At 69.1% G+C, this 9,849-nt stretch carries 8 protein-coding genes and 3 pseudogenes; 9 read left to right on the top strand and 2 right to left on the bottom strand.

Going from position 1 to position 9,849, the window contains the following annotated elements:
- The 4 genes and pseudogenes from Taqua_RS13450 to Taqua_RS04025 all read left to right on the top strand — a co-directional run.
- A pseudogene (locus Taqua_RS13450) lies at positions 1 to 132 on the top strand (IS481 family transposase); the annotation flags it as partial.
- A gap of 260 nt (positions 133 to 392) precedes the next feature.
- Positions 393 to 647 (top strand): annotated as a pseudogene (locus Taqua_RS13700) (PAS domain-containing protein); the annotation flags it as partial.
- Between the two features lie 3 nt (positions 648 to 650).
- A pseudogene (locus Taqua_RS13695) lies at positions 651 to 1,028 on the top strand (methyl-accepting chemotaxis protein); the annotation flags it as partial.
- A 12-nt stretch (positions 1,029 to 1,040) separates the two neighbouring features.
- Positions 1,041 to 2,867 (top strand): putative bifunctional diguanylate cyclase/phosphodiesterase, encoded by a 1,827-nt coding sequence (locus Taqua_RS04025; RefSeq protein WP_144324961.1) that lies wholly within the window; start codon positions 1,041 to 1,043, stop codon positions 2,865 to 2,867.
- Positions 2,868 to 2,952: 85 nt separating this feature from the next.
- Here Taqua_RS04025 and Taqua_RS04020 read toward each other — a convergent pair whose 3' ends face one another.
- Positions 2,953 to 3,162 carry a YgaP family membrane protein gene (locus Taqua_RS04020; RefSeq protein WP_144324959.1) on the bottom strand — a complete coding sequence of 70 codons (210 nt, stop codon included), beginning with the start codon at positions 3,160 to 3,162 and terminating at the stop codon, positions 2,953 to 2,955.
- Between the two features lie 235 nt (positions 3,163 to 3,397).
- Between Taqua_RS04020 and mnmG the strand changes: the two genes are divergently transcribed.
- The 5 genes from mnmG to Taqua_RS03995 all read left to right on the top strand — a co-directional run bounded on the left by mnmG (position 3,398) and on the right by Taqua_RS03995 (position 8,747).
- The gene (mnmG, locus tag Taqua_RS04015) at positions 3,398 to 5,395 is read left to right on the top strand and encodes a tRNA uridine-5-carboxymethylaminomethyl(34) synthesis enzyme MnmG (protein WP_144324957.1); all 1,998 of its coding nucleotides are present in this window, start codon (positions 3,398 to 3,400) and stop codon (positions 5,393 to 5,395) included.
- Between the two features lie 5 nt (positions 5,396 to 5,400).
- Positions 5,401 to 6,090, top strand: coding sequence for a 16S rRNA (guanine(527)-N(7))-methyltransferase RsmG (rsmG, locus tag Taqua_RS04010; RefSeq protein ID WP_185969550.1), 690 nt, complete (start codon positions 5,401 to 5,403; stop codon positions 6,088 to 6,090).
- A gap of 64 nt (positions 6,091 to 6,154) precedes the next feature.
- Positions 6,155 to 6,925: a ParA family protein gene (locus Taqua_RS04005; protein WP_144324955.1), complete on the top strand. Its 771-nt coding sequence runs from the start codon at positions 6,155 to 6,157 to the stop codon at positions 6,923 to 6,925.
- 4 nt (positions 6,926 to 6,929) lie between these two features.
- The gene (locus tag Taqua_RS04000; RefSeq protein WP_144324953.1) at positions 6,930 to 7,916 is read left to right on the top strand and encodes a ParB/RepB/Spo0J family partition protein; all 987 of its coding nucleotides are present in this window, start codon (positions 6,930 to 6,932) and stop codon (positions 7,914 to 7,916) included.
- Between the two features lie 6 nt (positions 7,917 to 7,922).
- The gene (locus Taqua_RS03995; RefSeq protein WP_144324951.1) at positions 7,923 to 8,747 is read left to right on the top strand and encodes a class I SAM-dependent methyltransferase; all 825 of its coding nucleotides are present in this window, start codon (positions 7,923 to 7,925) and stop codon (positions 8,745 to 8,747) included.
- Here the strand turns inward: Taqua_RS03995 and Taqua_RS03990 are convergent.
- Positions 8,684 to 9,490 (bottom strand): GGDEF domain-containing protein, encoded by an 807-nt coding sequence (locus Taqua_RS03990; RefSeq protein WP_144324949.1) that lies wholly within the window; start codon positions 9,488 to 9,490, stop codon positions 8,684 to 8,686. The two genes, Taqua_RS03995 and Taqua_RS03990, sit on opposite strands and share 64 nt — an antisense overlap.
- Positions 9,491 to 9,849 lie beyond the last annotated feature (359 nt).

Here is a 9,849-nt window from a genome sequence, read left to right as displayed (position 1 = left end):
CTGTACAATCACCACATCCCCCAGAAAGCCCTGGGACATGTCCCGCCCATCGAGGCCATGAAAAGATGGTACAAAGAAAAACCGGAACTTTTCATAAAAGTGCCACGCAATCGTCCGGGACCTGACACCTAGGGAAAACCCGGGGGTGGGATCCTGTCCGGCACTTGATCCCGTGGCGCCGTCATGACCAACGCCATCAGGGTGCGCATCGGACCACGCCTCATTCCTCATCGCATCAAAATAAGCATATAAACCCATCATCTGGTGACATTTGGCATCCACGTGCGTAAACGCTGTTTGATTGAGGTCAAAGTCCCTTGACGCAGCGGCTGTCTTCCGAAATCCTGAAGGTGAGTCCCATGCTCTCCATTTGCCCATCTGGGAAACACCCGATGCGCATCAACGAACCCGTCACCCAGCGCGAGTACCCGTTCGACGGGCGCCAGACACTGCCGTCCACCACCGACCCCAAAGGTCGCATCGTGTACGCCAATTCGGCGTTCGTGGCCATCTGTGAGGCGGAGGAACTGACCGGCCAGCCGCACAACATGGTGTGCCACCCCGACATGCCGCTGGAGGCGTTCGAAGACATGTGGCGCACGATCAAGGGCGGCGAGTCGTGGACGGCGTTGATCAAAAACCGCCGCAACCTGGCGCTTAACGCCGCGGTGGAAGCCGCCCGCGCGGGTGAAGCGGGGCGCGGCTTTGCCGTGGTGGCCGGGGAGGTGTGGGCACTTGCGCAGGGCAGCGCCGACACAGCCAAGGAAATCAAGACCTTGATCCCCAGCAGCGTGGCCGAGGCGGTGGCGCAGCTGGATCAAAACACCCAGAGCAACGCCGTCTTGGTGGAGCAAATGAGCGCAGCCGCGCGCACGCTGCACCAGCAGTCCGAGCGGCTGGCCGAAGCGGTCGAGGTGTGGCGCAGCGGGGCGCGCCCGACGGTGGCCGCCTCGGCCCGCTGGGACACCACCGCCGCCAACAGCCGAGTGCGCCTGACCCAGGCGCAGGCCCGGCGGCGTGAGGCCTGAACGGGGTGGGCGATGAAGTTGGAGCCGCCCCATAGCGCTGGTGTCGGTGATGCGCCGTCGACGCCGGCGCTGGCACTTGCCCGTGCCGTGCAAGATGCGCTGGCCGACGGTGACGCCCCCGGCGGGCAGGGTATCGAGCGGACCATGCTGGCCGCCGCGCCCGACGCGGTGCTGTTGGTCGATGCGCAGGGCACCATCGTGCTGGCCAACGCCGCAGCGGGCGTGCTGACGGGCTACGCGCCACAAGCGTTGGTCGATCAGCCGCTGGATATCTTGCTGCCGCAGGGGCTGCAGGGCCGTCACCGGCAGTGGGTGGCGCAGTATTTTCAGCGACCATACACCCGCCCGATGGGCCGGGTGACCAACCTGCGGCTGCGCCACCGCGCCGGCCACGAGGTGCCGGTGGACATCGCCTTGGGGGCCTGCACGGTGGCCGGTGCACCGTGTGCGGTGGTGTTCATGCGCGACGTCAGCGAGGCCCGGCGCCTGGGCGACGCGTTGCGCCATCAGGCCGCGCACGACGCGCTGACCGGCTTGTACAACCGCGCCCAGCTGCACGAGCTGCTGCAACTGACGCTGCGCCAAGCCCTGCGCAGCGGGCGCTGCGGCGCGGTGTTGCTGCTGGACCTGGATGACTTCAAAGCCATCAACGACGGGTACGGGCATGCCGCCGGGGACCGCCTGCTGGTCGAGGTGGCGCGCCGGCTGCGCGCGCACTTGCGCGAGAGTGGCCTCGTGGCGCGCCTTGGGGGCGACGAGTTTTTGGTGCTGCTGCCGGAGGTGCACGATGCCGCCGCCGAGACCGTGGCGCGCAAACTGTTGGGGGCGCTGCAGCAACCCTACGCAGTGGACGGCTGCGAGCTGCGCACCAACGCCTCGATTGGGGTGGCCCTGTTCCCGGACGATGCGCGCGATGCCGACGTGCTGCTGCGCTGCGTCGATTTGGCCATGTACGCCGCCAAGGACGGTGGTCGTGGCGGTGTGGTGCGCTACGACGCGCGCATGCGCCATGCGTTGGACGCGCGCGTGCGCCTGCACGAACGCTTGCAGCAGGCCTTGCACGATGGCCAGGGGCTGGCCCTGCACTACCAGCCGCAGTGGCATGTGGCCGGCGAACGCGTCGATGCCGTGGAAGCGTTGCTGCGTTGGCACGACCCCGTACTGGGGGCGGTGTCGCCGGCGCAATGCATCGCGGTGGCCGAGCGCACCGGGCTGATCGTCGCCCTGGGCGACTGGGTGCTCGACGAGGCGTGCGCCCAGGCGGCGCGCTGGCGGGCGCAGGGCGCCCAGGTGCGCGTGGCGGTCAATGTGTCGGCGCAGCAGTTTCGCTTGTCGGATTGGCCGCAGCGGGTGCAGGGCGCGCTGCGCCGCCACGGCCTGCCCGGCGATGCGCTGGAGCTCGAGATCACCGAGACGCAGGCCATGGCCAACCCGCAGCAGGCGCGCGCCACGTTGCAGCATTTGATGGCGCAGGGGGTGCAGCTGGCGCTGGACGACTTCGGCACCGGGCATTCGTCGCTGGCCCAACTGAAGCGGCTGCCGTTGCACTGCATCAAAATCGGCCGCGAGTTTGTGTGTGAGCTGCCCGACAACGCCACCGACGCGGCGATGGTGCGCGGCGTGGCGCGCTTGGCGCGGCTGTTGCGGCTGCGCACCGTGGCCGAAGGGGTGGAAACACCGGCGCAGGCGCACCACTTGCGTCGCAGCCGTGTCGACGCCATGCAGGGCTGGCTGTTGGCGCCGGCGCTGCCGGCGCACGACGTTCAGCGTTGGATCGCCGCCGATGACTTGGCTTGGACAAGGGCGCAGTTGGCCCTTAAGGGTGCCGTAGGGGCATGAGCGCAACCGTTCGGCGGCGCCCCAGGCAGCTGGGGCTGCCTCCTGCGCACCCAGCTGCCTGGGGCGCCGCGAGGCTCAACCACAGTCAGTGGGTAGGGTTGTCGCCCGAATGGGCCTTGCAGGTGTTGATGCCAAAGATGGCGTAGGGCGGGCACCAGCCGATCAGGCCGGTGGCCAGCGGCACGATGCCGATCCAGCCCCATACGCCGATCGTTTCGGTGACGGCGCCCAGAATCAGCGCAGCGCCCACGACGATGCGAATGACGCGGTCGATGCCGCCGACGTTACGGGTCATGGTGTGCTCCTGTGCGGAAGGTGTTGCAAAAGCCAGCGCGTTGGCCCCACTTGGGCCGCCTGTTGACTGTACAGGTAATGTATGCCAGCGCCTTGATGTGGAGCAAGGGGGGCGGGGTATCGATGGGCTGCGTTTCACGTGAAACCTACGCTGACGTGGCGCCTGGGTGTGCCCCGCCCTGCAAGGCGGAGCGGGACGTGGGACAATGCACACTTTTTCGTGGTGGTGAAGCGCGATGTGGTACCCGGAGCCCTTTGACGTCATCGTGGTGGGCGGCGGACACGCCGGCACCGAGGCGGCGTTGGCGGCGGCCCGCATGGGCTGCCGCACGCTGTTGCTGACGCACAACATCGAAACGCTGGGGCAGATGAGTTGCAACCCCAGCATCGGCGGCATCGGCAAGGGGCATTTGGTCAAGGAAATCGACGCCCTGGGCGGCGCGATGGCCTTGGCCACCGACGAGGCCGGCATCCAGTTTCGCATCCTCAACGCCAGCAAGGGCCCCGCGGTGCGGGCCACGCGTGCGCAGGCCGACCGCCAGCGGTACAAGGCGGCCATTCGCCGCCGGCTGGAAAACCAGCCCAACCTATGGCTGTTTCAGCAGGCGGTGGACGACCTGATCCTGGAAGGCGACCGCGTGGCCGGGGCGGTGACGCAGATCGGTGTGCACTTCCGCGCACGCGCGGTGGTGTTGACCGCGGGCACGTTTTTGGACGGCAAGATCCACGTCGGCTTGCAGCACTACAGCGGTGGGCGTGCGGGTGACCCGCCGGCGGTGGCGCTGTCCGCGCGGCTCAAAGAGCTCAAGTTGCCGCAGGGTCGGCTCAAGACCGGCACGCCGCCGCGCCTGGATGGCCGCACCATCGACTGGAGCCGCTGCACCGTGCAGCCGGGCGACGGCATGCCGGGGTCCGACACCGAGGGCCAGCCGGTGCCGGTGTTCAGCTTCATCGGTCGGCCCGAGATGCACCCGCGCCAGCTGCCGTGCTGGATCACGCACACCAACCCGCGCACGCACGAAATCATCCGCTCCGGTTTTGACCGCAGCCCGATGTTCACAGGCAAGATCGAAGGCGTGGGGCCGCGCTACTGCCCCAGCGTCGAGGACAAGATCAACCGTTTTGCCGACAAAGACAGCCACCAGATTTTCCTGGAGCCGGAGGGGTTGGACACCCACGAGGTGTACCCCAACGGCATCTCGACCAGCTTGCCGTTCGACATCCAGTACGCGCTGGTGCGCTCGATCGCGGGGTTGGAAAACGCGCACATCCTGCGCCCTGGTTACGCCATCGAGTACGACTACTTCGATCCGCGCGCGCTGCGCTCGACGTTCGAGACCAAGGCCATCGGCGGGCTGTTTTTTGCCGGGCAGATCAACGGCACCACCGGCTACGAGGAGGCGGCCGCCCAAGGCTTGTACGCCGGCATCAACGCGGCGCTGCAGGTGCTGGGGCGCGAGCCGTGGGTGCCGACGCGTGACCAAGCCTACCTGGGTGTGTTGGTGGATGACCTCATCACCAAGGGCGTGACCGAGCCGTACCGCATGTTCACCAGCCGCGCCGAGTACCGGCTGCAGTTGCGCGAGGACAACGCCGACCTGCGCTTGACCGAAATCGGCCGGCGGCTGGGCCTGGTGGACGATGCGCGCTGGGCAGCGTTTGCGCGCAAGCGCGACGCCATCGAGCGCGAAACGGCTCGCCTCAAGGCCACCTGGGCGCATCCGCGCAACGTCAGCGCGGCCGAGGCCGAGCGTGTGCTCGGGCAGCCGTTGGCGCACGAGCACACGCTGTTCGACCTGCTGCGCCGCCCGGGCGTGCGCTACGAGGCCTTGATGTCGCTGGAGGGTGGCCGCTTTGCGCCGGCCGCCGACGGTGTTTCACGTGAAACGTTGGGCGACGACTACGGCGCCGTCATCGAGCAGGTGGAAATCGGCGCCAAATACGCCGGCTACATCGAGCGCCAGCGCGAGGAGGTTGAACGAGCGGCGGCCTACGAACACCTGAAGTTGCCGCCGGATTTGGACTACATGCAGGTCAAGGCGCTCAGCATTGAGGTGCGCCAAAAACTGCAGCAGCACCGGCCCGAAACGCTGGGACAGGCGGCGCGCATCTCGGGTGTGACGCCGGCGGCCATTTCGCTGTTGCTGATCCACCTCAAGCGCGGGCGTTTCCGAGGCTTTGCCGACCTCGACACCCCGGCCGAGTGCGACACCCCGCGCGCGGAGGCGGCGTGAGCGGCCTGCGCGCTGCCGACCACGACGCCCTGGCCAAGCGGCTGGCCGCCGGGCTGGCCGCGCTGGGCTTGTCGGCGCACACCGAGCTGCCGCGCCGCGCGTTGGCGTACCTGGATTTGCTGCAGCAATGGAACCGCGTGTACAACCTGACCGCGGTGCGCGACCCGGCCGACATGCTCACGCACCACCTGCTGGACTGCTTGGCGGTGGTGCGCCCGCTGCAGCAGCAGTTGCAGCGGATGGGCCGCGGGGAGGCGGCCGCGGTGCGCATCCTGGACGTCGGCTCGGGCGGTGGCCTGCCGGGCGCGTTGCTGGCGATGGCGTGCCCTGCGTGGCAGGTGACGTGCGTGGACACGGTGGCCAAAAAGGCCGCCTTCGTCGCCCAAGTGGCCGCGGCGCTGGCGCTGCCCAACCTGCGCAGCGTGCACGCGCGTGTCGAAGCGCTGCAAGAAGCCGGCTACGACGTGGTGTGTTCGCGCGCTTTGGCGACGCTGGCGGACTTCACCGCGTGGTCACTCGCGGCGTTGGCGCCGGCGGGGGTGTGGATGGCGATGAAGGGCCGCGTGCCGCACGACGAAATGGCCGCACTGCCGCCGGTCATCGAAGTGTTTCACGTGGAACCTTTGAGCGTGCCTGGGCTGAACGCCGAGCGCTGCCTAGTTTGGATGCGCCAGCGTGCCGTGCAGAGAACGTAAACTGCAGCCTTGCGCAACGCAGCCGCGGGTGGGTGCGGCACCGGCAAAGGAAGTAGTGACGGCAATGGCGAAAGTTTTTTGCGTGGCCAACCAAAAGGGCGGGGTGGGCAAGACCACCACCGCGGTCAACCTGGCCGCGGGCCTGGCGCTGCTGCGGCAGCGCGTGCTGCTGGTGGACCTGGACCCGCAGGGCAACGCGACGATGGGCTCCGGGGTGGACAAGCGCACCCTGACCCCCACCGTATACCAGGTGCTGCTGGGCAGCGCCAGCGTGGCCGAAGCGGTCCGCCCGAGCGAGCGCGTTGGTTACCACGTGCTCGGGGCTAACCGCGAACTGGCCGGCGCCGAGGTCGAATTGGTGAGTTTGCCGCGCCGGGAACACCGCCTGCGCCAGGCGCTGGCCGCGGTGCAGGGCGACTACGACTTCGTCTTGATCGACTGCCCGCCGTCGCTCAGCCTGCTGACGCTCAACGGCTTGTGCGCCGCCCACGGTGTCGTCGTGCCAATGCAGTGCGAGTACTTCGCGCTGGAGGGTCTGGCCGACCTGGTCAACAGCATCAAGCAGGTGCACGCCAACCTCAACCGCGACCTCAAGCTGATCGGCCTGCTGCGCGTGATGTTCGACGCCCGCATCACGCTGCAGCAGCAGGTCAGCGAGCAGCTCAAGGGGCACTTTGGCGACAAGGTGTTCGACACCGTGATCCCGCGCAACGTGCGCTTGGCCGAGGCGCCCAGCTACGGTGTGCCCGGCGTGGTGTTCGACCCGGCGGCGCGCGGCAGCAAGGCGTTCGTGGATTTCGCGCGCGAAATGGTGGCGCGCGTCGAGCGGATGTGAACCGATGACACAAGCGAACAAAAAACCCAAAGGCCTGGGCCGCGGGCTGGACGTGCTGCTCGGACCCAGCGTCGACGACGCCAGCGGCGACACCCCACGCGAGCTGCCCCTGACCGACCTGGTGCCAGGTCAGTACCAGCCGCGCACCCGCATGGACGAGGGCGCCCTGTACGAGTTGGCCGAGAGCATCCGTGCCCAGGGCATCATGCAGCCGGTGCTGGTGCGCCGCTTGCCCGACGAGGTGGCCGAAGCGCGTTTGCAGGCGTGGCACACGAGCGCCGCCGGCCAGCCGTTTGCGCCCAGCGTGCCGCGCGGTGCGCGTCCGGTGTACGAAATCATCGCCGGCGAGCGGCGTTTTCGGGCGGCGCGGCTGGCCGGGCTGGAGTCGGTGCCGGTGCTGGTGCGCGACGTCAGCGACGAAGCGGCGGCGGCGATGGCGCTGATCGAAAATATCCAGCGCGAAGACCTCAACCCGCTGGAACAGGCGCAAGGGCTGCAGCGCCTGATCCGTGACTTTGGGCTGACCCACGAGCAGGCGGCGCAAGCCATCGGGCGCTCGCGCAGCGCCGCCACCAACCTGCTGCGCCTGCTGCAGTTGGCCGAGCCGGTGCAGACGATGCTGCTGGCCGGCGACCTCGACATGGGGCATGCGCGCGCGCTGCTGAGCCTGGACAAGGCCACGCAGATCACCGCGGCCAACCAGATCGCCGCCAAGGGGCTGTCGGTGCGCGAAGCCGAGGCGCTGGCCAAGCGGCTGGGCGCCGAGTTTGCCCTGACGCCGCCGCGCCCCAAGCGCGACAAATCGCATGACGCGCGCCGGCTGGAAGAGGAGCTGTCCGACCTGCTGGCGGCGCAGGTGGAGGTGCGCGTCAAAAAACGCATCAAGCGTGCAGGCCGCGTCGACGAGCAGGGCGAGCTGGCCATCGCGTTTGGCTCGCTGGACGAGCTCGATGGGCTGCTGCAACGCTTGCGCGCGCTGGCCGACGGCTGATCCCCGATGCGCCGCCGCGCCGCCCCGCCGTCGCCGCACGACCGCTGGCCGCTGCCCGCGCTGCTGGCGTGGTTGGCGGCCTGGGCTGGCTACGTGGTGCTGCGCGTCGGACTGCAGCGGCCGGTGGCCGAATCGTTTGGGGTGGTGGCGCTGCTGGCCATCGTGTGGGCGCTGCGCCGGGGCGACACGCCGCTGCGGCGCATGGTGCTGGCGGCGGGGTTTCCGGTTTCGTGGGTGCTGGCGGCCGGGCTGGTGCCGACACCGCCCGTGTGGGTGTGGGCGCTGCTGGCGCTGCTGGTGCTGGCGCTGTACCCTTGGCGGGCGTGGCGCGACGCGCCCCTGTACCCCACCCCCGTTGGGGCGCTGGACGGCCTGCGCGAGGCCCTGTGGCTGCCGCCGCGCGCGCGCGTGCTGGACGCGGGCTGCGGCGCGGGTGACGGGCTGCGCGCGCTGGCGCGCGCCTACCCCGACGCCGAGCTGCACGGCGTCGAGCGCGCCTGGCCGTGGGTGCTGTTGGCGCGCCTGCGCGCGCCGGTGGGCGCGCGTGTGCGCCACGGCGACTTGTGGCGCACCGATTGGGTGCCGTACGACCTGGTGTACCTGTTTCAGCGCCCCGAGACGATGCCGCACGCGGCGGCCAAAGCCGCGGCCGAGCTGCGCCCGGGCGCCTGGCTGGCCAGCCTGGAGTTTGAGGTGCCCGGCTGGCGGCCGACGCTGCGCTGGCGCTGCCCGGACGGTCGCTGGCTGTGGGCCTACCGTATGCCAGCTCAAGCGCTGGCGGGTGCTGTCCAACCCTGCTCGGCAGCCGCCGCCGCGCCCACGACGACCTGACCCCGGCCGCGTCGTTTGGCCTTGTAGCAAGCCTCATCGGCGGCTTTGAGGGCTTGTGACCAGGCCGCCTCGGCCTGACCCGCAACGAAGGTGGCCACGCCGATGCTGGTGCCGAGCCGAAACGTGCGGCCGCCCCAAGCGAAACTGAAGTCAGCCACGGCGTCGCGGATGCGTTGCCCGACATCCGTTGCCCGCTGGGCGTCCAACCCCACCAGCACGACGGCGAACTCATCGCCGCCCAGCCGCGCGACGATGTCCTGCGAGCGCACCTGTTCGCGCAACAGCTGCGCCAGGCGGCACAGCAAGGCGTCGCCGGCACCGTGCCCGGCGGTGTCGTTGACGGGTTTGAAATGATCCCGGTCGATCAGCAGCAAGCTGTGCGGCGTGCCGTTTGGGCTGGCGCGCAACAGAAGCTCGCGCGCCTGCTCGAAACCGTGGCGGTTGTACAGACCCGTCAGCGGGTCACGGCACGCGGCCGCCTCGGCGCGCTCCTTGTCCAACAGCAACAACCGCTCGGCGCGTGCCACCAGGCGCGTGACCGCCACGCCGATGGCGACCCCCAGCGCAAACAGCGACGCACCCAACATCAGCACAATGCGCTCAGCCGAGCGTTGCGCTTCCAGGGCACGCTGCTGATCGGCCTGTACCTGCTGCTGCATGCGCTGCGCCAGCGCTTGCAGCTCCAGCGCCAGCTCACGTTGCACGTCGAACAAGCGCTGCTGTTCCAGCAGCGCCTCACTCATGGCGCTGGCTCAGGGCCACCGCTTGCTGCTGCAAGTGCTGCAGCTGGATTTGCGTGGCGTCGTCCAAGGCCAGGGCCAGCAGCGCGTCGCGGGCGCGCCCCAAAGCCAAACCTTCTTCTTGCGCGAACGCCTGCGCATCCGCCTCACGCTCGAACGGGTCGGGCTGCGCCAGCTGCGCAGCAACAGCATGATGCGCGCCTGGGCGGCGCGTCGCATCTCGTGTGCGTGCTGCTGCGCTGGCAGCGCCGTGCGTGCAACGTGGTCGAACATCGTGCCGATGTCACGCAGCCGTTGCAACCCTTGCTGCACCAGCAACGTCTACATCACCAGCAACACGATGAAGCCGGCCATCACCCAGC

Source organism: Tepidimonas aquatica (genome assembly GCF_007556585.1).
Taxonomy (GTDB): Bacteria; Pseudomonadota; Gammaproteobacteria; order Burkholderiales; family Burkholderiaceae_C; genus Tepidimonas; species Tepidimonas aquatica.
Note: the sequence above shows the minus strand (reverse complement) of the source record. Positions and strands in the feature narration are given on the sequence as shown.

What these genes read in the sequence shown, in the direction of transcription:
- Taqua_RS04025 (WP_144324961.1), top strand. Translation starts at nt 1,041, where the DNA reads ATGAAGTTGGAGCCGCCCCATAGCGCTGGTGTCGGTGATGCGCCGTCG.
- Taqua_RS04020 (WP_144324959.1), bottom strand. Translation starts at nt 3,162, where the DNA reads ATGACCCGTAACGTCGGCGGCATCGACCGCGTCATTCGCATCGTCGTG.
- mnmG (WP_144324957.1), top strand. Translation starts at nt 3,398, where the DNA reads ATGTGGTACCCGGAGCCCTTTGACGTCATCGTGGTGGGCGGCGGACAC.
- Taqua_RS04005 (WP_144324955.1), top strand. Translation starts at nt 6,155, where the DNA reads ATGGCGAAAGTTTTTTGCGTGGCCAACCAAAAGGGCGGGGTGGGCAAG.
- Taqua_RS04000 (WP_144324953.1), top strand. Translation starts at nt 6,930, where the DNA reads ATGACACAAGCGAACAAAAAACCCAAAGGCCTGGGCCGCGGGCTGGAC.
- Taqua_RS03995 (WP_144324951.1), top strand. Translation starts at nt 7,923, where the DNA reads ATGCGCCGCCGCGCCGCCCCGCCGTCGCCGCACGACCGCTGGCCGCTG.
- Taqua_RS03990 (WP_144324949.1), bottom strand. Translation starts at nt 9,490, where the DNA reads ATGAGTGAGGCGCTGCTGGAACAGCAGCGCTTGTTCGACGTGCAACGT.